This is a genomic window from Pseudoduganella lurida (assembly GCF_007830455.1).
GTDB lineage: Bacteria > Pseudomonadota > Gammaproteobacteria > Burkholderiales > Burkholderiaceae_D > Rugamonas > Rugamonas lurida.
The window spans coordinates 115,612-140,689 of the sequence record NZ_VLLB01000008.1; the positions used below are offsets into that span (position 1 = coordinate 115,612).

Annotated in this window: 16 protein-coding genes; 9 read left to right on the top strand and 7 right to left on the bottom strand. The window is 58.4% G+C overall.

The features are described 5' to 3' along the window. Positions 1-4: 4 nt before the first annotated feature. From IP91_RS20440 to IP91_RS20455, 4 genes are all read right to left on the bottom strand, one after another. Positions 5-5,524 carry an ATP-binding protein gene (locus tag IP91_RS20440; protein WP_145651408.1) on the bottom strand — a complete coding sequence of 1,840 codons (5,520 nt, stop codon included), beginning with the start codon at positions 5,522-5,524 and terminating at the stop codon, positions 5-7. Continuing rightward, positions 5,521-6,615 carry a hypothetical protein gene (locus IP91_RS20445; RefSeq protein WP_229474734.1) on the bottom strand — a complete coding sequence of 365 codons (1,095 nt, stop codon included), beginning with the start codon at positions 6,613-6,615 and terminating at the stop codon, positions 5,521-5,523. Before IP91_RS20445 ends, IP91_RS20440 begins: the two co-directional genes overlap by 4 nt. A gap of 409 nt (positions 6,616-7,024) precedes the next feature. Further along, positions 7,025-8,806, bottom strand: coding sequence for a hypothetical protein (locus tag IP91_RS20450; protein ID WP_229474736.1), 1,782 nt, complete (start codon positions 8,804-8,806; stop codon positions 7,025-7,027). Between the two features lie 739 nt (positions 8,807-9,545). Further along, positions 9,546-11,243 carry a DNA cytosine methyltransferase gene (locus tag IP91_RS20455; RefSeq protein WP_145651415.1) on the bottom strand — a complete coding sequence of 566 codons (1,698 nt, stop codon included), beginning with the start codon at positions 11,241-11,243 and terminating at the stop codon, positions 9,546-9,548. A gap of 1,533 nt (positions 11,244-12,776) precedes the next feature. Between IP91_RS20455 and IP91_RS20460 the strand changes: the two genes are divergently transcribed. Then, complete coding sequence (locus IP91_RS20460; RefSeq protein WP_145651416.1) at positions 12,777-14,102, top strand: hypothetical protein; 1,326 nt, start codon at positions 12,777-12,779, stop codon at positions 14,100-14,102. Positions 14,103-14,440: 338 nt separating this feature from the next. Continuing rightward, entirely contained in the window at positions 14,441-15,130 is a 690-nt protein-coding gene (locus tag IP91_RS20465; protein ID WP_145651418.1) for a hypothetical protein, read from the top strand. A gap of 592 nt (positions 15,131-15,722) precedes the next feature. On the opposite strand, the gene IP91_RS26650 is transcribed toward IP91_RS20465, so the two are convergent. After that, complete coding sequence (locus IP91_RS26650; protein ID WP_259772466.1) at positions 15,723-15,857, bottom strand: hypothetical protein; 135 nt, start codon at positions 15,855-15,857, stop codon at positions 15,723-15,725. Between IP91_RS26650 and IP91_RS20470 the strand changes: the two genes are divergently transcribed. Next, the gene (locus tag IP91_RS20470) at positions 15,856-16,497 is read left to right on the top strand and encodes a substrate binding domain-containing protein (RefSeq protein WP_229474738.1); all 642 of its coding nucleotides are present in this window, start codon (positions 15,856-15,858) and stop codon (positions 16,495-16,497) included. The genes IP91_RS26650 and IP91_RS20470 overlap by 2 nt on opposite strands. A 445-nt stretch (positions 16,498-16,942) precedes the next feature. Then, entirely contained in the window at positions 16,943-18,064 is a 1,122-nt protein-coding gene (locus IP91_RS20475) for a BMP family ABC transporter substrate-binding protein (protein WP_229474740.1), read from the top strand. Between the two features lie 129 nt (positions 18,065-18,193). Here the strand turns inward: IP91_RS20475 and IP91_RS20480 are convergent, their stop codons facing one another. After that, positions 18,194-19,147 (bottom strand): LysR family transcriptional regulator, encoded by a 954-nt coding sequence (locus IP91_RS20480; protein WP_145651420.1) that lies wholly within the window; start codon positions 19,145-19,147, stop codon positions 18,194-18,196. A 191-nt stretch (positions 19,148-19,338) separates the two neighbouring features. On the opposite strand from IP91_RS20480, the gene IP91_RS20485 reads away from it, so the two are divergent. From IP91_RS20485 to IP91_RS20505, 5 genes are all read left to right on the top strand, one after another. Continuing rightward, the gene (locus tag IP91_RS20485; RefSeq protein WP_145651422.1) at positions 19,339-20,055 is read left to right on the top strand and encodes a Rieske 2Fe-2S domain-containing protein; all 717 of its coding nucleotides are present in this window, start codon (positions 19,339-19,341) and stop codon (positions 20,053-20,055) included. After that, a complete protein-coding gene (locus IP91_RS20490; protein ID WP_145651424.1) occupies positions 20,052-20,912 on the top strand; it encodes an aromatic ring-hydroxylating oxygenase subunit alpha in 861 nt (286 codons plus the stop codon). The genes IP91_RS20485 and IP91_RS20490 overlap by 4 nt, the downstream gene beginning before the upstream one ends. Positions 20,913-20,921: 9 nt before the next feature. Further along, positions 20,922-21,911: a PDR/VanB family oxidoreductase gene (locus IP91_RS20495; protein WP_145651426.1), complete on the top strand. Its 990-nt coding sequence runs from the start codon at positions 20,922-20,924 to the stop codon at positions 21,909-21,911. Positions 21,912-21,923: 12 nt separating this feature from the next. Next, entirely contained in the window at positions 21,924-22,565 is a 642-nt protein-coding gene (locus tag IP91_RS20500; protein ID WP_145651428.1) for a glutathione S-transferase family protein, read from the top strand. A gap of 116 nt (positions 22,566-22,681) precedes the next feature. Beyond that, on the top strand, positions 22,682-23,800 hold the full coding sequence (locus IP91_RS20505; RefSeq protein ID WP_145651430.1) for an S-(hydroxymethyl)glutathione dehydrogenase/class III alcohol dehydrogenase: 1,119 nt from the start codon (positions 22,682-22,684) through the stop codon (positions 23,798-23,800). A gap of 263 nt (positions 23,801-24,063) precedes the next feature. Here IP91_RS20505 and add read toward each other — a convergent pair whose 3' ends face one another. Further along, positions 24,064-25,071 carry an adenosine deaminase gene (gene add / locus IP91_RS20510; protein WP_145651432.1) on the bottom strand — a complete coding sequence of 336 codons (1,008 nt, stop codon included), beginning with the start codon at positions 25,069-25,071 and terminating at the stop codon, positions 24,064-24,066. Positions 25,072-25,078: the final 7 nt, after the last annotated feature.

Sequence of the window (25,078 nt, forward strand, 5' to 3'; positions counted from 1 at the left end):
TTGTTTACTTTTCTTCGACGATTTCATAGAACGGCGCTCCCCGGATTACATCGCCTGCCACGTCGAATGACTTGTATAAACAATGGTGGTTAGGTAACGTCTTTACCCGTTCCGCCAGATCACCGAGGTCGGACGTGAAGCCAAGTGCCCCGAGCTCTGCTGCAGCTACATTCGGCACCTTATGGATGAACCAAGTGAGCAGGGGTTCTCGATAATCAGTCCCGCCTGCCTTGAAGTGCCGCAGGTACTGCGACGCAAGGATTACCCCAGCGCCAAACTCGCGCCCTTGCAATAGCAGCTTGCGTAGCACGTCAAACTCGTAGCGCATGATGTTGTCTGCCTCGTCTACGAGCAGGTACGAGTCGACTACGCGGAGCTGTGGATCGGTTCCCTGGAAAGGGCGCTTTGGCGTCCGGAGCATATTCTCGTAGAACATGTTTAGCATTATAGCTACCAGCAAGTTTTTGCTACGGTCGTCTTGCCCCATCGCGTCGAGCGAGATGACAATGACCCCATCCATGAATTCGTCGAACGACTTTGTCTTGCCAGGGTCTCGTTCGAAGAGCTCCATGTCCACGAGGTCGTCGATGATTGCCATCGGCGAGTCCGACTTGCCCCCTAATAGTTCGCGGTATTCCGCATGAATGTCATAGATGGTTGGTGGGACGCCACGCGGACCACACGATTCATAGGCATTGCGTACTGCCCCCTTGAGCTTGTCACGCTGGACCGGTCCGATACCCGTATATACCTTGTCCAATATGTCTGCAAAAAAGCGGAACCTGTCGAGCCAAGGAGCGGACGACTCGCCCATCGATGTCGTATCGAACAGGTTCAGGGGAAGGTGCCGAGGCTTGATTACCTTTGCCCCGGTAGCCGCGACAAAGTCCGGGCTGCTGTAGTCACGTTTGTAGTCGAAGATAAGCAAGCGTGGCTTGGTTCCGCGGTTTTCGTCCCGGGCCCTGGCAATCTGGAAAATAAGCGACTTCAAGAGCTGGGTCTTTCCCGTGCCGAGGTCGCCGACCACCCCAATGTTTAGCTGGTTTAGCCTGGTATCGGAGATGTTCAACGAAAGATGCCTCGCCTCGAAACCGTCTACCGTCTTCCCGACGGAGAGACGAACGCCGGTGCAAGGGACGGATGCGGGTTGCAGGGGCTCCTCATTGATAATCGCGTGCCCCGGGAGCACGGTTTTCTCCGTAGGTGGACTTTCGCTGACGATCGTTGCAGCTTGGCTAGCAGGCCCCGTACCAGCGGCTAGCGGAGCTGGATCACCCGTGGCTTTCTCGCCTGCGGATTCGCTAGCATGGGTGAAGATTGCTGCCTTGGGGAGCAAGTCCCAGTCGTTCACTCGAGCGCGAACCTTGTCGTAGAACGACTGCGCATCACCGATGATGATTTCCTTAGCCCCTTGCGCGGAAATGACGATGGTCTCGGCCAGCCCATCCCCGTCGTTGTCGCGTGCAGCGCTCTCAGGCGAGTCGTCTACCACCACGAGCCGTCCCCTGTCATCGATGCCAATGCTCGACGGAGTTGCCTCGAAAATTGACGCAGCGATGCGCTCATGTAGGGTTGCCCAAAGCTTCTGTTGGGTGGCAACGACGTGGTGCTGGCTATAGACTCGCAACCCAAACCCGACCATCGATAGCAACAGGTGCTGGAGAGCAAGTCTCCAAGCGACCGATTTGGATGCCCGCTCCTGCATGGCTCGCAGCAGGGAGGAGAGTGCCTTTGCCTGCCCGAGTGCGTCCTTGGCATCGGCAGGCGACAATGTCGTACCTTGCCGGCATTTGACCTCGACGGGTGTTAGATGCATTCGGATACTGTGCTTTCCGACGTGTATCCCGACGACAAGCAGGTCCGGGCGCGATAGTGATAAGTCCTTGGAATGGTTGCCAAGGGACCGTGCGAGGTCGGCGAGATAGCCCCGGAACGGATCGACCGGGATCACCAATGCGATCGATGCGTCGTCCTCCGTGCCCGCAAGGACTGGTAGCAAGCTGGCCACGTTGCCGCAAGGACGGAACTGGTCTTGCAGCAGCCGGGCTGCCAGGAAGAGTCCGAGGTCGCCCGTGGCGCCAGTGTCGTCGCCCGACAGGCCTCGCACCGTGGGTATGCCACGCCCAGCGACTTCGAGGAGCAAGTCTCCCAGTCCCTTCTCGTCAAGAGGGGCGTCACCTAGGATGGGCCTCACCACGCGGGCTAGTGCTTCGCGGTCGGCGGCCTTTACCTGCGATAGCAAGTAGTAGCCGTTGGTATCCCCGGCGCGTTGGGAGTAGGAGGGCAGGTCGTAGTCCCACAGATAGGTGCCAGGAATCCAGCCACCAAGGAAGCATGCAGGATCGATCGCCGACGATGATACCGCGACGAAGCCTGCAGCGTGCTCTTCCAGCATATTCGACACGGAATGGACGTCGGGAGCGAACTGCAGGCCAATGCGCATGTCGGAGCTGCCCTCTAGGCTCAGGATGCAGTTGGCAACCTTGTCGTGCAAAGCACTGCCGGATTGCGAGGCCTGGCGTGCTTGCCTTGACTCGCTGAGGAAGGAACCGTTTAGCTGGCGTCTCACGCGGTGGCGAACTAGCCCGCCTAATCCCAGTGGCGAGCGCATGCCTACGTCGGCTGACTCGGGCTGCGTGGATTCGAGCTGGGCAATAATACCAAGGTCCGGACGCGCCCCTACAGGCCGCTTCTCGAACCAGCGAACGTGGTTAAGGGTAGCCTCGGAAAGGTTGGCGATCGTGGCCTGGTCAGGACGTAGGCCAGCAGGACGCGTGTCGTACACTTCGACCTTCCTCGGACCGATTTCTTGCCTAGACACGGTGCGCTGGTCGCTGCCGAAGCGGCGCGTGCACCATTCCGCTAGTCCCGCGTTGCAGGCATCTGTGGTACCGGCGTCGCCGGAAACGACGAGGCTGATGACTGGCTTTGCCGCGAGAAGGTCGCTGACATCATCCATGGCACGACCGACCTGCGCGGGACTGAAGCCGGCCGAGATACCGCCGACCTTCAGGCCGAAGACCTTATCGAATGGCGCTTGCTGTGATCTTGTCGGGAGCCCTGCCAAGCGACTTCCATTCCATAGGACGGACCAGTAATCGGAATCACACTCGACGGACAGGAAGTCTACCGGGTCAAGCCCTTGCGATGCTCCCGGCGACTGTAGCAACATGGTGAGGATATCGGGCACGCAGTCAGGGTCGAGGATGCTCGCGGCCGGGCAAGGTATATTGTCTTCTAGTGCATCGTGAAGTACTTCTTGCGCAAGACAATGCCATGCAAGGCGTAGTGGATGGAGAGGCGAAAGGATGATGGCATCGGGAATCCGCGCGAGCGTCCTTCCCCCAGCCTCGCGACCGCATACGGCGATGGTATCGACCCAGCAAGCAATATCGCGGTCGGACGCGAGCCAGCCGGCATAGCTGTCGAGGTAGGTTTCTACCAGAGAACGGAAGCCCTCGTCCCTCGCGATCCATTTTCCAAGCGGAGACGATTCAACTAGTCCGTTCGACTCATCGGCGCTCTCCCTGATCCTAGCCGCGATTTCCTTCCTTGCCTTTACGAAGCCCGGGGGAGGGCAGAAGCGGGATGGATCTGGCCTGGGGTCTTGTAGGAACCGGGCCTTGGACATGACTGGTCCCCCTGTGGCAGCCCAGTCTGGTGGCGCCCATACGGAACTGTAGTCATCTGACAACACGATGGGGATGAAGGACTTTTCGACATATCGCTCGTCGAGCAGCCACCCCTGCAGGCTGGACAGCCGCCCATTGCGGTCAAGCTGGACGACCGACTTGCCCTCGAACCTGTCGATATGCTGCCTGTTGTGCTTTATAAGGCGCTCGAATTCGCTGCGACAACCATCCTCCCGTGCTTCCTCGCAGGTGACGAGCAACGTGCATGTCTCGGTTTCCTTGCTGCCGGGTCGCCGGAATGCCACGTCGAGTTGGTACTTGTCTTCCACCTCGATCTCGACTTGGTATTCGCCATCGCGTACCTCGTGTACGCTAAGCGCTCGACGTCCCCCATCCTGTACTTCGGTGGCATCGTCGGGGATGCAGGCTGCCTCGACGATGTCGGTCCCAGGCGGGGCCAGCAAGAGTATCTCGTAGCGGCCAGCGCCTGGCAGCGTGAAGGAGGTTTCCCAGTCGGTCTTAGCGCGAGCATTGCGTGGCTTCCTGGGAGGGGACAGTTTGGCCGCCATCCTCGCGGTTACCACGATCCCCGGGGCCCACGTCGAGAGCGAGATGACCTTGGCCGTGGCTGGCTTGCGCCCATCCGACTGGATCTTATATGAAATTGGCGATTTTTGCCTAACTTCCGGTGGTACATCCTCTACATGCATGCTCCCTGCTATCGCGATCGCTTTTCCTTCCTTCCCGTGCGAGCCGCCGACTAGGATTGCCGGTACGGGCTTCCCAGTCCCCTGGTCTTCGATTGCCAACAGTAGGTCGACCCGATCCTGCACGATCGCAGGCATGCCGCGTGCTGCGGGGACCACTGCGTTCGTGCACGTAATCGATAGCTCGCCGACAGCCTCGTCGTCGCCCATCCCGTCGGCAATCAGTCCGGCCCAGCGCTCCGTCGACAAGCAAGTCCACCAATCCGGGGGGGATTCAAGCCGGTCTCCGTCGCATGGGAGGTAGAACGCCGGCGTCGCGCGGTCGAACGCCGTCGGCACGTTGCACCTTGCCTGGACGTGTGCCAGGAAGCCATCGAGCGCTTGCCGTACTGGTTCGTCCGCCCCGCTAGCGAGGCGTTCCGTCCCAGTCCTGAAGCCCTCGGCCAGCGCTTCCGCGACCCTGCCAAGGACCTCCATTTGCTGGCGCGATACGCTGCCGTTGCCCATCGGAGGCAAGCCGCAAGCAAGGGCCAGCGCCTGTCCCGGCTCCAATCCAAGATTTTCTCCAGGAATCGAGAATATGCGTGAGAGCAGCCGCCATGCCGCCTCGCGGCTACCCTTGTGCTGGTCCATGTCGTCCACCGCTTCGGCAGCGGCAGCAACCAGTTGCCTCGCCGTGCCAGCGTCTCGCTCCAACTGGGCACCTTGCAGGGCCTTGTCCAGTAGTTCCTGGACGAGCGAATCCCCCCACCAGTCATCGAAGTTCGCATGTACGCTGTTATTCGATGGACCGATGCCGAATTCCTCTGTCGTCGAGGTAACCGAACGGTTGTTGTACTGTCCAGGCGGGACCAGTGCCACGAAGCTTGGATTGCTAGGGTCGTTGCGGATGTCTAGGAGGTGGCCCTCGTCGCACCTGCCCGAGCTTCCCATTGGAGGATTCGGGCCCGCGATCGAACTAGCGGGGAGCTGCAGGAGGACGGGGACTAGCGTAGGTGGTTGGCCATCTGGTTGTGGGACAAGGATGCCTCCGTTCCTAGCCAATTGCTCGAAGACGTGTTCGAGCATCTCCAATGGCGGCCCATGGAATATGAAGCGCGATTCCAGCCTACCGCGAAGTCCCAGTGTCGCGGCCAGTACTTTTGCCTGGACGATGTGCGAGAGTGTTTCGACGAGTCTGTTCATTTGTAGCTTGGCGAGAAAGGAGGAAGTAGCAACATGCCGCTTTCGGCATCGGGGCTGTCAAGGACGAGGCCTAGCATCCGCAGTTGGTGCCCAAGGTCGTTCCCGGCAATATCATGGCGGTCGATCGCGATCCCGTAGGCTCCGAGTTGTTGGCCCAGCCTGTGGATCGAACGAGGCCCGGACATGCCGGCAAGGGCGCAATGGACCAGGGCTAGCACGGCAACGGGGCCCAGCGACACGACCCACGGACTCGACGTGCCCGCACCTTTTCTCTTCAGCAGGTAGCCCTGGTCGTAGCCGCGCAGGAGCGGTTCCGCCGGGTCCCGTTGGCCGAGCACGTGGCGAGCAAACTCCACCATGTTTGCCCCGATACCCTTCTTGCAGTTCATCGCCCGGGCTTCCCGCTCGCGTATATCGAGGAACGCCTGCCTGGTTTCAAGGGCGGAGAGGGCGGCACGATTGTCCCTGACATGCTGGCACAGGACGGCGACGTCATGGCTGGAGGAAAAGCCACCTTCATAGGGGACGCCGGCCTTGTGGAGGGACCAGAGAACCGTGTTAATACCCAAGCGCGCACCTAGGTATCCGGAAAAGCCGTCCTTCAGCCCAGGCTGCGCCTTCGCCCCATACGCCATGTACTGTGGATGCTTGGGGAAGACTGCCTCCCGGGCTTGCGCCTCACCCACTGGGCCCTTTGCGTCGAGGGCGTCGGACAAGCACTGCCACATCCTCGACTGGACGTCGCAGAGCCACGCTACATGGGCGACGGCGGCGAGGCGGAGTACCGCCTCGAGCAAGCTGGTCCACTGCCGACGAGTCACTGAGTCCTTGGCCTGTATGATGGCGCGCAGGTCGCGGGCGAGCTGTCGGGCCGGTAGGAATTGGACATTCGCAAGGTCTGCTGCGTCGAGTCTTGCCTCGTCGGCCGGGATGGGTACGAGTTCCCAGGCTTCCCCTGGCACCCAAGAATGGGTTTCATGCTCGAGCCAGCGAGCAAATACGTCGTCGTCCTCTCCAACGGTCAATGCCGAGAACAGGTCTTTCCAGAGCGTATCAGCTTCCTGCGCTTGTCCAGAGCCGAGGGACACCATTCGGCGCACCATCCTGCCTGCCGGCCACGAGTTCGCCGTAAGCCGTGCGGAACCCGAGAATAGCGAAGTTCCTGGGACGATCGGCGTTACTTGTAGGAAGCGTTTCGTAGACTGGTTCTTAAGCTTCGGGCTTTCGAGTATGCCGTGGAGGACGGTATTCCACGTCCCTGCGCTAGCGGTACAGGCAGCCTCGGGGAGCGCACGTCGCTCCCGCAGCCGTTGCAGCTTCCGGTCTAGGTCGCGTCCGGACTGTGGAACGCTACCTTCGCTGGCACCCGAGAACCCGATCATACGGTACAGCGATGCGATGAGTACCTCGGAGCTGGCGTATTCGGGGGCAGGGCTTACAGATAAGGAAGACTCCTTGTATAGGGGGTGCGAATTCTGCCAAGGAGCCCTTTGGAAATCTTCAATGCTCATCCGTATTGTGCCTTTCCGTTACGACAAAGCCATCCCATGTTTGGCCTACTGTTGTGCCATCGCTACCCAACCTGACAAGCGAGTCCTCGAGAGCCACCCGGTCTCGCACGATGGGGCCTGCCAGCTTCGCACGCGTGGTGTCTAGCAGCGCCACCACGGTCCTCGGGAGCGATGCGATGGATAATCCCCTCTCCAGCTCCTCGACGGCCTTGAAGAGATCGTAGGTCAGTGCAATCGGTTGGGCCGAGCGCCCTTGGCCGACCCTCAGGAAGCGGATCGGAGGAGGCGGGCGCCCCTGGGTTGCCGGAGGGATCGGTGTAACTGGCTGTGGTTGCACGACTAGCACGGCCTGGCGCTGCGGTGGAGGCAGCGGCTGCCCGAACGTCGTGGTCAGTGAGACCTCGAAGCCATGCTTGCTATTCAGGAGCCTTTTCACCTGCTGCGCAACTTCATGGATCCGCTTGCCATGCCCTTCTTCCACTATTAGTTGGAACGATCGCAGTGTCGATGCGTCGGCCACTACAGCGGAGCGCGTGCAGACGCTGCGTCGTACTAGCCGGCATGCAAAGTCCCGCAGCATGCGTTGGACGCGTCCAGCAGTTGCTGGCCTCTTGCGCCGCAAGGCAGGGGAGGACAGGACCTTGTCAGCGGCCGTTAGCCTGGCGAGCAGCTCGAGCTCGCTGCTGGACAGTATCTGGCGCTTGCGCATAAAGTCTGTCCCATCCGCGACTGACCTGCTAAACCTAGCATCGATCTCCGCCAGGAACACCTTGGTTCTCCCGCTAACCGCCACCTCGCCGTCCGGGCTGGCGAGCGCGGGATCCAAGGATGTGGCTAGTCCTTCGAGCGATGCCATGATGGTCGCAGGAAGGTAGGGCTTCTTCCGATCCTGTAGGAAATACTGCAGGCCCCTTAGGGTGCGCGAGGCTGCGTCGTCGTACTCGCCGACAGCAAGGTCCTTGAGGTCCTGGGTCAGCGAAGTAGCGGCGCGATGATCCCACTGGTGGAAGAGGGAATGCTGGTAGCTCGACGTGGCAAGATAGTAGGGAGCGGTGAGCTGTTCCCGCTTGGGACGTGGCGATGCCATGCCTTCTTCGTCGAAGCGACGCAATTCGCTAGCCCATTCGCATGGGCTAGCGTGTCCGCTAGCGGAACCTTGGAACTGGCCAACGAGGAGGTAGGACACAAGGGAGAACAGGTCCCTGAAACTCCAGCGCTTGCCACTCCCGAGCTCATGCCACCGCAATACTTGCAGCAACGCACGGCGTTCCTCCTCGCGGTCTAGCAGTGCCCGGCTATGACAGAAAGGACACGCAGGCCCTGCCTTGCAGCTGCCGTGATCCGGCCAGTCACTCATGCGCGTCGCGTGGCGGAGAAGGGTCTCGGCTGGTGACGGCTCGTCGGTGCCCGGAGCGACCAGCAACGATTCCGCGTCCATTGGCCAAATGGCCACCGCGTCGTGCCCCTGCAATGGCCAGCATGATGGTGCGTCGGACGACTGGCTAACTGCACGTGTAATGTCCTCTAGCAGGGCTTGCGCGGGTCCCGGCGCGTCCTCGAAGGCCAAGGCCAAGGCATCGTCCAGCACGCCGCGATTCACGCAGCAAAGGTAGAGCGACTTGGATGCAGGCGTGAGGACCTCCGATAGCTCCCGGAGCAGCAACCGAGCAGCCGACACCCCTTCCTCGTTGCCGTTGACCGTCGCGTCCTGGACGATGCTAAGCTCGATCGAAGGGCGGGTGCCAGGAAGATCGTCGAGGATCGCGCGCACGGTCCTGGGCACGCGTTGCCCGCTGTTTGGGTGGAACTCCCTGGCCAACCGCGCTACGAGGCTGCCTGATGCGCCTAGGGCTTCATCTAGGCACCTAGCCGTGTGCTCGATGGCCTCGGTTTTTCCGTTTCCTGGCCCGCCCACGAGAAGGAGGATTCGCGGAGTGCTATCGACTCCTAATCCGATTGCGCTTGCCCACGCCTCTAGTTGGCCAATTAGCCTGGTCCGTAGTAATTCGCGCCCAGGGCGTCCGCTGCTTTCGTCGAAGAGCCTCTTGACGCCCCCTGAGTGGTTGCCTGCCCACTCGACTAACCCTGCGGGAAACCGCGTGCTCCCTGCGTGTGTCTGTGTCACTGACTATCCCCTGTCATGCTATCTCGATTCCTATTTTCCAAGTTCGAGGTTGAATGGCGACCGGGTCGCCCTGTCGATCCCTTGCTCGAGCGCGCCTCGATGATCGTACCGCCGAGCATCACCCAAAGGAGGAATCATTGCTTTCCCATCTGGGTGTACCACTGGCATTCCTGGATACGCATTGCACCTCTAGTTGGGGATTTCCCACGGAAGCGGAACCAATTCGAGAAACCCTGGGGCCTTGCCCATTCTCGCCCTGCAGGGATCGGTCGTCCCTGATAGTGGAGTACGTCGTTCCGCGTCCACAAACGTCGTGATGCTCGGTGCTGGCTTGGCATGGAGACTAGGCAGGTAGAATTCGCATGATGGACATAGCGACGCCTAGTCAAGCAGCATGCAGGAAGCTACTGTCTTCCGTCTGACCTAGGCTCTGGTGATATTGCTTCAGCAGGCCCTGGACAATCTGGCCAAGCGCATGACCAAGTATTGGAGGTACGGCATTGCCGACTTGGGTATATTGCGGTACTTCGTACTTGCGTTTCTCGCCCCCGGTAGTGGCCTTAGACCGGAACACATAGTTGTCCGGGAAGGACTGTATCCTCGCCATCTCGCGCACTGTCAAGGTACGCAAGCCGCCCAAGGACATGTGATAGTGGCAAACGTCGTCAGGTATGGACACCGCTGCAGGGGCGGGCTCGTCCGGGAGCAGTGCCTGCTGCGAAGATTTCTTTGTCTGTAATCCGGTAAGGAACTCCTCAAAGAAAATCTTGTTCTTAAACTGGTGGAACGACCCCTGGGCAGGGATGAAGTAGCTGCTACTGCTCAATTGCTTCCACGATTCTTCATCTAGCTCGTGTGCACTACCCCTCAGTAGCTTGTAGACAGCGGCGGCAATCGGAGATTTTTTTCCAAACTTGCTAAGGACCTGATAGACACGAAAACGTGCTTGTACTGCAAGTCCATGCTTGCGGAGCACGTGGTTGGCAACCTCGGTGCCGAGGGTAACCGTCTTGGGGGGGAGTGCCTGGGGTCCGAGGAGCGTGTTGATGCCTTGGACGTACTCAGACTGCGCAAGGCCATGCTCCCGAAGGTCGTCAATGGCATCCATCGTCGTGGGCGGCCTTGCAGGCGTCGACAGCCCTGCTAGGAAGGTTCCATCGAGGAGGTTGCGCGTCTTTGCCGCGTCGTATAGGGGTAAGTCATCCCTCCGGATCGGTTTTCCTGCTCTTGCCTTCTCGAAAAATTCTACTGACGATAGTAAGAGCTCGCGGTCGCGTCCAATCATCTTTCCCAGCAGGATGTCGAAGACATCGCGCCTGAACGACAGCATGATGAATCGGGTACGGTTCTGTGCCACGCCCGCGAATTTTGCATTTACATGCAAGCAAAGTGGCACGTAGCCACCCCGAGCATCTCCTGCGTCGTCGCCACCCTCGATGCCGATCCGTGCAAACGCCTTGGCCACTTCGACCCAGGCGAATACTTCGCTACCATCGACTTGGAAAGGCCTGAGGATGCCAGTTACATTCTCCAGGAGCGCGAATTTCGGTCGGGTGAGTTGAACGAACTTGGCAAACTCCCAGGGAAGGTCGTTACGGGAATGGGTGTACTGCCGCGACCCAGCCATGCTGAAGCTCTGGCATGGCGGCCCGCCGGATACGAGGTCGATGTTCCCACTGCCGAATCCGTGCCTAATCTCCTCTAGCGCCTTTCGATTCGATGGTTCGTTTAACCAGGCATTAAGCTGGCGCACATTGCCAACGACAAGCGCGCCCTTGAGGTCGGTCCCGTCCTCGTCCAGGTCGCCAAATTGCGTTCCAAGGGGAGGATAGTCCTGGGGATTTTCTTGCAGCCTCTTCGCAAGTTCATGCCGTCCAAACTTGCTGCTCAACCATTTTGTCTTCAGCTGGCCTGACACTTGCGAGCTCTTGGCTGCATGGGTGAGGTCCTCACCGAGGAGGTTGCATGCAAACGTCTCACCTGCCATCGGCGACAGTTCGTTAGCTAGCAGCATCTCTCCTCCAGCTGCACGGAGGCCCAGCGAAAGGCCCCCGCATCCTGCGAATAATTCTATATATTTCATGAGTTTAGGTACAGTCCCTGCATTGGGAGTAGCTGAGCCAGCATTTTTTCCAAGGAGAATAATTTTCGAGGTGAATTTCCCCTGAGGCTATTATATCTCCTAGCTCTGCAAGCGCTCACTGTAGCAATTGCCCACATGGAGAGCTTTTATCACTGTCGCGGGCCAGATTGTCGCTGTGCTGCCGAGGGCGGTGATACGTGCCTATTCACAGGCGCGGAGCATGAAGTCGATTCGTATCAAGCTGCTAGAGATGTGGATAGCGATGGCCGCGCAAACGTAGCACTGCCGCATCTGCACGTACGAAATCCGTTGCCCATAGCTGGTGCAATTGCCAAGTCTTGAGTTGACGTTCAAGTCGGTCTGATGGACATGGTGTTGAAGCATTAGCGACAGTGCTCTGCATGAAGTGTCGCATGATGCCGCGCAGGTGGCACGGCGCATCAGTCGTTTACTGTTAGTACGCCAGTGCATTGCCTTCGCAGTGAAACTGACGCCGCACGTTTCTGCGGCAGAAGCGGCAGTTGCGGCTTTCCTCAAGCACGGCAGGTACGGCTCATCGCCAAATATCGGGGCATTTGGCCGACGCGAACGATGTGTCGTCTACTCAGCGTATTTCGCAGTGACTTTTACTATGAGCTCGATAAGCCAGCAGGTGCGCATGAATGTGAGAATGCCCAGCTTCTCAAAGCGGTTAAGCACAGCCACGAAGCAAACGTTGGCACATACGGTTCACCGCGCGTCGTACGAGATCTTATCGATATGGCTTTACAGCAAGAATCGCGTAGCACGGCTGAGAAAGCGGCCGGCATTGCATGCCGCCACGAGCATCGCAGCGCACCAGAGCAGCTCGCTTCGCCGGTCCACGCGATTGCATCGAACATGCTGGGTCGACAGTTTGAAGCGATAGGGCCGAAGCAGAAATGGGCCGCTGACTTAACCTACGTATGGACGGTGAAGGCTGGCTATTTGTCGCTGTGGTCCTTAACCTGTACTCGCAGCATGTGGTGCGCTGGTCGATGTAACCCACAATGACGGCTCTGTTAGCAATGGATGCCCTGCTAGTTACCACCTTCCATCGTGACGACCACGCCTAGTGGCCTATCATTCGGACCATGGTTCACAATACACAAACGAGAAGTTCCAGCCATTGCTCGAATTACATCCCATCGTTCGCAGTATGAGCCGTCACAGCAGCTTCTGGGACAGCGTTGCGATGCAATGCTTCTCCTCGACGCCTAAGACAGAGCGTCTGAGTGAAAGCGCTACCGGCCCAGGAATCTACGCGCTGGCGCGTTTGACTACACCGACAGTTCTAAAATCCAAGTCTGCATCATTCCATACTCGGCTATCTAAGGCCGTTACAGTTTGAAAATCTAGAAGGTGCTTTATCGGAAGTGGCCGTAATGATGCGGAGAGGCAATAGTATAGTAAATCAGGCTATCAAATAAATTGATACCTAGATGAGGAAAAATAGCTGCATACGGGTGGTGCAACGTGGTATAGTATGTTGCTATTTAAACTACAAGTTCCGTGATGCCGCGATCGATCCAAACGTGTGATTTTCTGTCAAGAAAACGTGCTAGAAAGCGCGCTATGCGAATAGCAAGACGTCGTAAGAAGGCCCTCGATCGATACAGGCGTTATTGCGATCATCTCGCTCGCTTTGGTAGTAAGTCAAAAATCATAGATTTGCTCGCTAACGCCTGCTCGGTGGACGTCAACGAGAAGCTCTCCCAGATCGTAGCCAAGGTGCCACAGACATTTTCAATTATCGAAGATCCTGCTCGGTCTGTAGCCTGGATATTGCATTTTGCCAAGCACATGCGTATTGATAAGGTGAAAAGGGTGGAAATAGATCAATCTAAGCTGGAAATCTATGATCTTGCGGCTAATTCGCTTCTAGATATCGTTGCTTATGAGTCGAGAAAAGAGCGGCGTTATCGCGGTAGCAAGATTTACATTGGAGGGCGCTATCCTCTTGATCCCAACATTAAACGTTTTGTGAAATCAATGGGGGTAATTAAGCACCTAAACATCGTTCACGAAAAGGCCACTGCTAGTGAGAGTGCTAATCTAAGGTTGTTCGATCGGAGATGTCGACACTATGACCCTAAGCAGGATCCGACTAAACCTGATGCAAAAGCGAAGGTTGTGGCTGGATTCGTAGATCATTTCAATATTTGCCTCAAAGATCATAACCGCGTTCTTACTCACAGTGCTCGTCATAAACTCTGTGAGTATATTAGCGAAATTCTGTGTAACGCAGAAGATCATCCTGGGCTTGTGGATTGGACTGTACAGGGTTATCTTGACAATTCACTTGAAGTCCCAGTATGTGAGATAGCAATATTCAACTTCGGCAAGTCTATTGCTGAGACGCTGAGTGATCTGCCTGATAATTCTTATACACGGACTCAGATTGATCCTTACATAAAATTACATGCCGGACAAGGATTTTTTGGTCTAGGTTGGAGGTTGCCGGATTTGCTGACTTTAGTTGCTCTTCAGTCACATGTAAGTTCAAAAAACAACACTGTTAAGGATAGTCGAGGACAGGGATCAGTGGATCTAATTGACTTTTTCCAAAAAGTGCATCGGGAGTGTGCTCCAGAGAGCAAGGTTCAGGCTAAGATGGCTATAGTCTCGGGTGGAACATATATTTTGTTTGATGGAACTTACGCTATGCGCGAAACACAGAATCGTGGTAAAGTAATCGCCTTTAACCGTATGAATGATCTCAACTCGAAGCCTGATGCGCAGTTTGTCAGGTCGCTGAAGGGTGTACACTTCCCTGGGACCATCATTAGTATCAGATTTCCTCTCGGTGCAGCCAGTACAGTTGCTTTGGGTGATAATTAGAATGAGCCAGCCAGTGATAATAGACTTTGCAACCCTTGGAGGTCCTGTTTTTACGGGGCGCATGCGAGGTGAACAGCTTCGAGAGAGGCTGTCTGTAGAGCGGCTGGACGATACTGATGCTGCGGTTGAGGTAAAAATTCCTGATTCTACTTACTCACTTAGTAGCTCGTTTATTCTAGGACTTTTCGGTAAAAGTGTTGTTCGAGCGGGTAGTAAGCAGGAATTTTATAGGAAGTATAAGTTCACGTCGAATCCAATGTTCAAAGACATTATCGATAGCTGCGTAACTCGCGCGTTGCAGGATAAGAGTATTTTAACCTAAGCAGAGGTTCTCAGGTTTGAATAAATCCTTGCATGCTGTGCAGCCTTTGATTGGGCAGTCTCTTGTAAATCTCCCTCCTTTTGGCTCATGCATCACGGCTGATCAAAATTTTCCTTGTTGTCCTAAATCTGAGCGGGTTGTATATGTCTCAGTTTCAGTACCTCCACCTCAGCCGCCCGATACTTCCGAATGGGGTACACCTTCGACAATTGTCGCGGTGATTGCGCTCGTAGTCTCGCTTGGTGTGCCTATTTATACATGGCTGAAGGACAAGGGTGACAAGAAAAAATCAGTAGAGGACGATTATTGGCTCAGGCAAGTCGTTGGTCCGGTTGCAATTGAACCACTCCTCAAGAATGTTATCGAATTAATTGGCGCTGTTCCAGCCGATGCGATTTCTGGTAATTTCTCATTGCAAAATATTCATGAATTCCACGAGCAGTATTTAAAAAAGCTTGCTACGCTAGCTGTTAATGCAAATTCATTACAGATTATTGATGGTAGACTTGCAGCTAAAGCTGCTGTTGCCATTGACGAGATTCAAGAACTCATGATCGATTATTGTTATCATAATGAAGAAATGAGTTTAAGTGGGAACGTCGTCGTGGGATACGAAAAAGATGTCTTTCAAGATTCAGTCAGAAAAAAGCTCGTAGATCTTGTCACTGTTATTAGGGATTATCAAGTTAAGAAGGTAGTGCATTGAGCATTATGCGTTGTACGTAGGGTTAATGTACTTGTTGTTAATATTGTTTTGTACGTGCTGTCGAAATCTACTCATACGATTACCTATTTATCAGGTCCCGGACCTCGCACCCAGAATTTCTGACAGTTCCGTGAGCCTGCTTCGCGGACACAAAGCAGCCGCCACAGCTCATATTAAAACTATCGACGGAATTGAGGAGCCAAATAATCTCCGATTTTTCATTGAATTTTGGAATGACAAGCGGTGAAATCTGCGGCAGAACCGCAACATCGTTGATTCATATGGATGAGATACGCCCTGCAAAGCCGTCTAGACGGGTTCGACTCCCGTCCTCGCCTCCATCAAATCAAGCACTTAGCGAATCGAGCATCAGCTCAACACGTCTGTGCACTACACGGAAAGTGTGGTGCACCACACCCGTATAAGACCTAATCGCCGTTGACATTCGGGCGTCGGGACATAGGCTATGTCCATCGCGCCCAGCCAGCACGGGCGGTGCGCGGGTGCACCTCGACAAGAGCGGCTCGATGGATGAAGTGCCGCTGATTGAACTCAGCTTGATCCAGCAAGGCCGGACAACCGGCCATCTTGGTTAGGCGCGGGGATCGATGCCGATCGTTTCGCCCTGGTTTTGCTGCATGATCTTCATCGCCGACTCCAGCATCTTGCGCATCACATCGTCGTTGCGGAATGACGCCCCCTCGATGGCCACACGAATTTTCTGCATGAAATCAAAGCGTTCGCTATCGTCGGTAGCCTGTACCTCGCCAGTGCCGCCATTCGTTCCAGGCGAACCATGCACGCCTGACCATGGAAGTGATTGCCACGGAACGCCGCGTCAATCACCTGAAGATGTTGATGTCAGCCTGCGCATAACGGCGCAACTGGAGGAGCGGCTGGTCGCGCGGCCGATTGCGCGCATCCCGTTCGTGGTGTGCGCGGCGCCTGCCTATCTCGACCGCGCTGGCCGGCCGGTATCGCCGGAAGACTTGCGCCATTATGCCTGCCTCGTCCTGCGCTACCCGACCGATGGCCGCTTCCTGCCGTGGGGCTTCGTGCGCGATGGCGTGCAGTTCGACGCCCCGGTCAAGGTTGCGCTCATCAGCGACGATATCGACGTGCTCGCACAGATGGCAGTCAATGGCGGCGGCATCGCCCGGCTGGCCAGTTTTGTCGCCGGCCCGCTGATCGACAAGCAGGCGCTGGTTCCCCTGTTTGCAGAAGACTGTTGCCATGGTGCCCACGCCGTTCCGGAGCCGATGCAGGTCTATGCCTGCGTGACGGATCGCCAGGCCTTCACGTCGAAGGTGAGGGCCTTCGTGTCCCACCTGGAGGGCTGCCTTGCCGATGCGGGAATGGCCGGCTGACGTGCGCCGCCGCGCACCGCGTCCCGGCTCGCACTGCTATCGGCTCCGGGGCTGGAGGGGAGTTTCGCCGGCAACTGTTCATTGCCTCTGTCAACGTGCGTGGGGTCTGGTCTGCGGCGGGGCGCCTGTGGCGGCGCGCGCCCCTTCCTCATTCGATTGGCCAGAAACTGTCGAAGGCCTGCAGCGCGAGCAGACCGCGAGTCCACAGCTGATCCGGGAGAAAGCCGAAGGTGCGCGTGCGCCATCGTGACCCCTACCGTTTCAGATTTAAAACGCAGCGTTGTGGTGAGCCACTTCAAGTCTGTGGCTGCGCGCAGTAAGCTGTTTCACACCTGTCTGACGACGTTGTTCGGAGCGTCTTTGGGAAAGGGGACGCTCGGGCTGCTGGCTGGCATTGCCGGCGGCGACCTGGAAGCAAAGCCGAAGGACAGCTCTTCGCAGCAGCATGGCAATGCATCGCCGCGCCAATCAATCGGAAGTGAAAGAGAATTTCATGAATCATCGCCATCTGGCTTTGTCGGCTGCCGTGCTAGCCATGTTCGCAGTGGTACCTTTGCAGGCGGCGGAGCCGCTGAAAGTTGCATTTGTCTTCTTTGGCAGTGTTCAGGATGGCGCGTGGACCTATTCGCACGACCAGGGGCGGCTTGAAATGGAGAAAGCCTTGGGTAGCAAAGTCAAGACGACGCATGTGGAAAATGTTCCAGACGGAGCAGATGCAGAGCGCGTGATACGCAAGCTGGCGGCGGAAGGAAACAAGCTGATTATCGGTGCCTCGTTCGGCTATATGAATGCCATTGAAAAGGTGGCCAGAATCTATCCAGATGTGACATTCGAACATGTTACCGGCACGAGGCGGTCCAGGAACGTGGGGACCTATGCGACCCGCGATTATGAAGGGGTCTACCTGCAAGGTATTCTGGCTGCAAGGATGACCAAGTCCGGCGTCATCGGCTTCGTCGCACCATTCCCCATTCCGGCGGTCCTGGCAAATATCAACGCCTTCACGCTGGGGGCGCAAAGTGTCGATCCAAAGGTCAGGACCCGCGTGATGTGGGTGAACACCTGGTACGATCCGGCTCGCGAAAAACTGGCGGCTGAAGCACTGATCTCTCAGGGGGCCGACGTCCTGGCAAACGATACCGCGTCACCGGCTGTACTCCAGGCTGCCCAGGAAAAGGGCAAGTATGGTTTCGCACGTGATGCCGACATGAGCCGGTTTGCGCCGAAGTCCCATCTGACGGCAACGACGAACCAGTGGGGCAAGTTCTATACAGAGACCGCATTGGCTGTGATGAGCGGGACATGGCGATCCGGCGACGTACGCGGCGGCCTGAAAGAGGGCATGGTCAGGATGGCGCCCCTGAACGGTGTCGTTCCGGCCGATGCGGCGAAGCTGTTCGAAACACGCAAGGCGCAAATGAGCGCAGGGAAGCTCAATCCGTTCCGCGGTCCGATCAAGGATCAGCGTGGCAACCTCAAGGTTCCGGCAGGCGTCGACATGCCGTTGCAGGAAGTCCTCTCGATGAACTACTACGTTCAAGGCGTCGAAGGCGCGATGCCAAAATAAGGTCGGTGGCTGGCACCGTGCCATGCGCGGCAAGCCGATGTCGATGGCTGGCGGAAAGCACGGATTCGTATCCGTGCTTTCCGATTTCGATCGGTCATTTTGCATGTGCGTCGTGCGATTGGCATGTGGTCAGGAGGTACGCAGTACCGACGGAAAACCCACGTACTGGTTATACGAATCCATGTGCCGGACACTAGTCGTCATGAGGTCCACGAAATCCTTCAGTTTGCGTGTCTTGTACCGCTGCTGCTGGTAGGCGCAATAGATGCGGGTGCGCTCCGGTTTCCAGTTCGGCAGCACCGGCACCAGCGTGCGCCGTGTGACCTCGGGACGAGCGAAGAAGTCGGGCAGGAGCGCGATACCGGTGCCGTCGAGGCAGAACGATTTCATCACCCAGTAGTCATTCGTCGCCACGCTGCATTTAGGCACGTATGGTTGGCTATGCCGGTCCGAGTGCAGCATTGTTTTTTCGCTGGCACCTTGTGATTCGCCGAGGATGATGGAGTCGTGACGCGAGATGTCGAGCGGCGTCACCGGAATGCCGCGGCGCTGCAGGTACGCCGGACTGGCGTACAAGCCATGACTGATGCGCCCCAACAGCTTCGCGACGACGTTGGGCAAGTCTGGTGGTTCGGCACACACATAACAGTCCATGTCGCTGACATCGGGAAGATTGCCTCCCCAGGCGATATCCATCCGGCATTCGACATTCGGGTAGCGTTCGCGAAACAGCCGGGTAACGTGACATACGAATGCCGTACTGAAGACACTGTCGGCGAGAATGTTCAACGTGCCAGTGACGCCGCTGTCCAGCTCCTGCATTTGTACCCTGGCGGTTTCGATCCTGCCGGCAAGGTCCGCCAGCATCTCTTCGCAATGCGCAAAAAAAACGCGGCCTGGTTCGGTGGGCACGACGCCCCGTGCACGCCGTGTCATCAGCGTGGCGCCGAGCGTTTGCTCCAGGCTCATGATCTGCCGGCTCAGGGTCGCCTTCGATATCCCGCTCACCTCTTCGGCACGCGTCAAACTGCCGTTACGCATCACCAGCGCAAACGCCTCGATCAGACGTAAATCGATCTGCATCCTTTTCTCCAGAATCCAATAGCTTGTCCGCAAGAGCGCTGAACGGCCCATGCCTTTCACGCGGCCAGCCTATCACGCGCGGACGATGCCGAGCGTTCCAGAACTGAAACAGTGAGTGATCGCAACCCCCTTACTCCTCGACGCGCCGCGCTTTAGATTGGCGGTGAACACTTATTTGAGGAATCGAAAACATGACAAACGTGATCAGTACCAGCGTTACTGCCACAGCATCGCAGGGCGGCGCGTGGTACCCGGTAATTCCCGCGAGCGATCTGGTCCACGCAAGCAGTATCGCGCTAGGTTTTGTCGAGGGAGAGGAGCTTGCCTTGTGGCGGGCGCCGAACGGCGTCGTCCAGGCATGGGAGAACCGCTGCCCCCACCGGGGCATGCGATTCACGCTGGGCCGTGTCGTCAATGGCCGGCTCTCGTGCGCCTACCATGGCTGGGAATTCCAGTCAGGGTCTGGCCGTTGTTCGGCGATACCTGCGCATCCGGAGATGCCTGTCCCACGGAGCATTTGCGCACGCACCTTCCAGGCCGCGGAGGCCAACGGGATTGTCTGGGTCGCTCGCCAGCAGAACACCGTAGCGCCTCCGGTCACGGCGGTGCACACGATCCTTCGGTCGCTGGGCATTCGCGCACCAGCGGACCATGTCATCCGCGCGTTGGCCGGTGACGGCTGGCGCTCGTCGGCGACGGATGTGTTCTTGGGCGACATCGGCGGCCAGCAGGTGGTTCTGTATCTGGCGCGGGCCGCGGTCGGCCTGGTAATGCTGCATGTCGGACTCGTGGACATGCTGGATCCGGCGCAAACATCCCGCCTGCATGCCGGTCTGCGCCAGCTGCGCACCGCTATCGAAACACAGTGGCGCCTTGCTTCGGTGGGCCAGGAAGGAGAACGGCAATGACTGCAAGGACGAGCGACAAGAATGTGCTGAACGCATGGCTGACCGTTGGTCCTGCCAGCCGCCTGGTCGGCACGAGCCAGGACCGCCCCTACACGACGCAGCTGATCGGCTTGCGTGCATGTGTGTGGCAGGGCGCCGGTGCGGCCCCCTCGGCATTCCTGGCCGGAAATCAAGTCCATGTCCAGATCCGTTACGGCTACATCTGGATCTGGCCCGAAGGTACGCCCGGCGCGCTGTTCGACTTTGCCGAATACGGGGAAGCAGGGCGCCGAATCGTGGACAGCGATGGTATCGGCGTCGCCGTATCCGGTCTCCGGATGATTGAAAACTTCCTCGACATGGGGCACTTTCCCTTTGTGCACGCCGCTTATCTCGGCGAGGTGCCGAATACGGAAGTGGCGCCGTACGCCGTGAGGATCGATGAAGTGTCCGACGAGATATGGGCCACGGAATGTTGCTTCGTGCAGCCAAAATCGTCCATTGCCTCGACCACGCCCCTGGAGGTGCGCTACGTCTACCGGGTCATGCAGCCCTTTGCCGCAATGCTTTACAAGACCTCGTTCCTCCATCCCGGCTGCATGGATGTCCTGACGCTTTTCGTGCAGCCAGTGGCCGAGGACCGCATCATCGCGTACGGACTGCTGGCCTATCTCGATGATCAGTCGACCGAGAACGACCTGATCTCCTTCCAGCACACGATCTTCGGCCAGGACAAGCCGATCCTGGAAAACCAGGTGCCGAAATGCCTGCCGCTGCGGCCAGGCAGCGAGGTGCCGGCGCGTTGTGATGCGGCGTCGATTGCCTACAGGCGCTGGCTCCAGGGCCGTGGAATGCAGTATGGCGCCATCGTGGATTGAGGCGCACCGATGGCTGATGAATTGAATGAACCGCGCGACCGGGTGCCGCTGAAGGTCCGTCGCAAATGGATGATCGCCGACGGTACCGTCGGGCTGGAACTGCAACGCATGGATGCGGCCCCGGTCATGCCGACAGCACCTGGCTCCCACATCGAACTGACATTGCCGGGGACCGATGGCAAGGCTCTCTTGCGTCACTATTCGCTGTGCAACGCACCCGATGAACTTGATCATTATGTGCTTGCCGTGAAAAGGGACCCTTGTTCACGTGGTGGTTCCGCCTACCTCCACGACCACCTTGGTGAAGGCGACCTCCTTCTTGCTAGCGAGCCGCGCAATCAGTTTGCACTGGCTGAAGGGGCTTCTCGTCACGTGCTGATTGCCGGCGGAATCGGCATCACGCCGCTGTTGGCCATGGCGCAGTATCTGCACGCACAGGGCGATCAGTTCGAGCTGCACTATTTCGCGCGGGCGCTTCAAGCCGCTGCATTCCTCGATCGTCTCAGCCGGTTTGCAACGTCGTACAGCTTGCACCTCGGTCTGACACCCGAGGAAACAGAAGCGGCGGTCGCTGCCACGGTCGCGCGCGCGGATGCGAACACCCACGTCTATGCCTGTGGACCTGCACCGCTGATCGCTGTTGTCGAACGCCTCGCGGGCGCACGACTGAGGCCAGACCAGTTTCATCATGAATACTTTGCCGCGCCCCGTTGTGTCGTTGACGATGCAGCAGGTGCCTTTCGGGTCGAGTCGGCCAGAACCGGCGCCGTATTCGATGTCCCCGCTGACCAGACGATTGTCCAGGCGCTGGAGGCTGCCGGTCATGCAGTGGCCATTGCTTGCGAACAGGGTGTTTGCGGCACCTGCCTGACCAGGGTCCTCGCTGGCACGCCTGATCACCGGGATGCGTATCTCAATGCCGCTGAACGCGCCAGGGGAGACCAGATGCTGATATGCGTGTCACGCGCGCTGTCCCCAACGCTCATCCTCGACCTTTGAAAGATATCTGCAATGCGATTATTCGACTACGAACTCTCCGGCAACTGTTACAAGGTACGCCTGATGTTGCATCTCCTGGGGACCAGCTACGAACGCCACCCGATCAACTTCCACCCCGGGAGGGAACACAAGGCGGCGTGGTTCCTCGAGCAGCACAATCCCCTTGGCCAGATCCCCGTGCTGGTCGACCAGGGCGTCTCGATCCGCGACGCGCAGGCCATCCTTGTGTACCTGGCGTCCAGATTCGATATGACGAACCAGTGGTATCCCGCCGATGCGTTGATCCGTGCCCGCATCCAGATCTGGCTCGCAACCGCTGAGGAGATTACGCGTACCGCCTCGGCGGCGCGATTGCATGACGCACTGGGCTATGCGTTCGACGTGGAAGCGTGTCGTACCGGAGCGCGTGCCGTGTTCCGGCTCCTCGACGATCACCTCGCCGAGCAGCACAGCGCCGGCGGGCGCTGGCTGGCCACGCCTCATGCACCGACGATCGCGGACATCGCCTGCTTCCCTTACGTGGCGCTGGCGCAGGAAGGCGGCGTTTCGCTCGACGAGTTTCCGGCCGTGCGCGCATGGATTGCCGACTTTCGCCATCAGCCCGGGTTCATGGGCATGGCCGGCATCATGGCGCCACAGTTGGGCGCCCATTAGTCATCCCACGGTAACGAGCATGATCGGTTCTCGAACGGAACGGCGAGATCGCGCACTGGCGCCGCGCGACCTGCACCAGATCGTCCGTGTAACCGACCACCAGAAGGACGCATCGAATGAAAACCAAAGCCGCAGTCGCCTGGCAGGCCGGCAAGCCATTGACGATCGAAACGGTGGATCTGGCTGGTCCACGCACGGGTGAAGTGATGGTGGGGATCAAGGCCACCGGCATCTGCCATACCGATTACTACACGCTGTCCGGGGCCGATCCGGAAGGTGCGTTTCCCGCCATCCTAGGCCACGAAGGCGCGGGCATCGTGGTAGAAGTGGGACCAGGCGTGAGCTCGCTCCGTCCTGGCGACCATGTGATTCCGCTATATACGCCGGAATGCCGAGAATGCAAATTTTGCCTGAGCCGCAAGACGAACCTGTGCCAGAAGATCCGCTCCACGCAGGGCCGCGGCCTGATGCCCGACGGGACTTCGCGGTTCTCGATCGACGGCCGGCCGATCCTGCACTACATGGGCACCTCGACCTTCGCCAACCATATCGTGGCGCCGGAAATCTCCCTCGCGAAAATCCGTCCGGATGCGCCCTTCGACAAAGTTTGCTACATCGGCTGCGGCGTGACCACGGGCGTGGGGGCCGTACTGTTTTCCGCGCGGGTGGAGGCTGGCGCCAACGTCGTGATCTTCGGGCTGGGCGGCATCGGCCTGAATGTCGCGCAGGGCGCTCGCATGGTCGGCGCCAACCGCATCATCGGCGTGGACCTGAATCGGGACCGCGAAGCAATGGCGCGCAAATTCGGTGTGACGGACTTCCTCAATCCCAGGGAGATCGAGGCGGCCGGCGGCAACATCGTCGACGCCATCATTGCCGTGACGGACGGCGGCGCCGACTACAGCTTCGAGTGCATAGGCAGCACGAAGACGATGCGGCAGTCGCTGGAATGCTGTCACAAGGGCTGGGGGCGCTCGATTATCATCGGCGTGGCCGAAGCTGGTGCTGAAATCAGCACGCGGCCGTTCCAGCTGGTGACTGGCCGCAAGTGGGAAGGTTCCGCGTTCGGCGGAGCGCGCGGCCGCACCGATGTGCCGAAGATTGTCGACTGGTATATGGAAGGCAAGCTCCGTATCGACGATCTGATCACGCACACACTCAGCCTCGACCAGATCAACCATGGCTTCGACCTCATGAAACGCGGCGAATCGATCCGTTCTGTCGTCGTCTTCTAGACCGGGTGCCTGGTGGACGCGGCGCTGTCAGGGCGGCGACAGCCAGTCCACCACAGCTTGATCAGATCACCAAGGCGTTCGCGGAGCATCGACACGGCCCCGCTGCATGGCGCCTCCTCGACGCTGCCTGCGCCTTCGACGCAGGAACGTTCGAAACCCGACCGATGCGGTGACACCGTCGCGAGCGATCGTTCACCAGGCGCAACCGTACATGTCGGTTGGACAGACGAGCCCATGCGCGCCGATCACCGGTCGTTGGCCACTCACGATCCACCTCCGGCTTTTGCGTCGAGCTCCGCGAGATAGAGGGCTACCGACGATGCGGGGAGAAAACTGGTGGTAAAGCTGTTGCGCACGAGTTGGCGGATCTCCGAACGCGTCAACTCACTGGCCTCCGCAATCACGCGGTAATTTTCCGTGATCGACCCGAACCAGGCAGGATCGTCGGAATGCAACGAGGGCCGCATACCGTCCACGAGCATCTGGCGCACGGGATGCTCGGCGAGCGATGCGACTACGCCCAACTGGACCTCGGAGCGCGGGCAGACCGTCACAGCAGTTCCCGCTTCGCCAAGCCGGCGAGCCAGTGCCGGTCGTTCGTAGACCCGGTTGCCATGGTCGATGCGGTCCACTTGCAGAAGGTCGAGTGCTTCCTCGATATCCTCCGGCGGACCTTCGAACCCGGCATGGGCGACCAGCTTGAGGCCCATCGCGCGCGCCTGCCGGAAAAGTCGGGTGAACTTTCCAGGCGAATGCCCGACTTCCGCCGAGTCGATTCCGATCGCCACGATTTGTGCGCGATAGGGTGCCAAAGACGCCAGTATTTCCAGCGCTTCCTCCTCGTCCCGCTCGCGCATGAAATTCACGATGAGCATGGTCGACAGACCGATGCGGGCCGCATGGCACTGAGCCCTCGCAAGTCCTTCAAAAACGGTTTCCACCAGCACGCCGCGTGTCGTGTGAGCTTGCGGATCGAGCATCAGTTCCACATGGCGAACGCCTTCCGCGACCGCACTGTCGAAATACGCCGATGCGACCTCGGCGAAATCTTCCGCATGCAGCAGGACGGTGGCTGCCTTGGCGTATATTTCCAGGAAATCGTCCAGGCTCGCCACATCGTAGGCGACGCGCGCGGCGTCCACGCTCGCGAACGGATCCACGCCGTTCCGTCGCCCTGTCGCGATGACCTGCTCGGGAGTGACGCACCCTTCCAGATGCACATGGAGTTCCGCTTTTGGCAGTGAACGGATGAAGGCAGCAAGATCAGTCATGCCTGCG

What these genes read in the sequence shown, in the direction of transcription:
- IP91_RS20440 (WP_145651408.1), bottom strand. Translation starts at nt 5,524, where the DNA reads ATGAACAGACTCGTCGAAACACTCTCGCACATCGTCCAGGCAAAAGTA.
- IP91_RS20445 (WP_229474734.1), bottom strand. Translation starts at nt 6,615, where the DNA reads ATGGTGTCCCTCGGCTCTGGACAAGCGCAGGAAGCTGATACGCTCTGG.
- IP91_RS20455 (WP_145651415.1), bottom strand. Translation starts at nt 11,243, where the DNA reads ATGAAATATATAGAATTATTCGCAGGATGCGGGGGCCTTTCGCTGGGC.
- IP91_RS20460 (WP_145651416.1), top strand. Translation starts at nt 12,777, where the DNA reads ATGCCGCGATCGATCCAAACGTGTGATTTTCTGTCAAGAAAACGTGCT.
- IP91_RS20470 (WP_229474738.1), top strand. Translation starts at nt 15,856, where the DNA reads ATGAAATCAAAGCGTTCGCTATCGTCGGTAGCCTGTACCTCGCCAGTG.
- IP91_RS26650 (WP_259772466.1), bottom strand. Translation starts at nt 15,857, where the DNA reads ATGCAGAAAATTCGTGTGGCCATCGAGGGGGCGTCATTCCGCAACGAC.
- IP91_RS20475 (WP_229474740.1), top strand. Translation starts at nt 16,943, where the DNA reads ATGGCAATGCATCGCCGCGCCAATCAATCGGAAGTGAAAGAGAATTTC.
- IP91_RS20480 (WP_145651420.1), bottom strand. Translation starts at nt 19,147, where the DNA reads ATGCAGATCGATTTACGTCTGATCGAGGCGTTTGCGCTGGTGATGCGT.
- IP91_RS20485 (WP_145651422.1), top strand. Translation starts at nt 19,339, where the DNA reads ATGACAAACGTGATCAGTACCAGCGTTACTGCCACAGCATCGCAGGGC.
- IP91_RS20490 (WP_145651424.1), top strand. Translation starts at nt 20,052, where the DNA reads ATGACTGCAAGGACGAGCGACAAGAATGTGCTGAACGCATGGCTGACC.
- IP91_RS20495 (WP_145651426.1), top strand. Translation starts at nt 20,922, where the DNA reads ATGGCTGATGAATTGAATGAACCGCGCGACCGGGTGCCGCTGAAGGTC.
- IP91_RS20500 (WP_145651428.1), top strand. Translation starts at nt 21,924, where the DNA reads ATGCGATTATTCGACTACGAACTCTCCGGCAACTGTTACAAGGTACGC.
- IP91_RS20505 (WP_145651430.1), top strand. Translation starts at nt 22,682, where the DNA reads ATGAAAACCAAAGCCGCAGTCGCCTGGCAGGCCGGCAAGCCATTGACG.
- add (WP_145651432.1), bottom strand. Translation starts at nt 25,071, where the DNA reads ATGACTGATCTTGCTGCCTTCATCCGTTCACTGCCAAAAGCGGAACTC.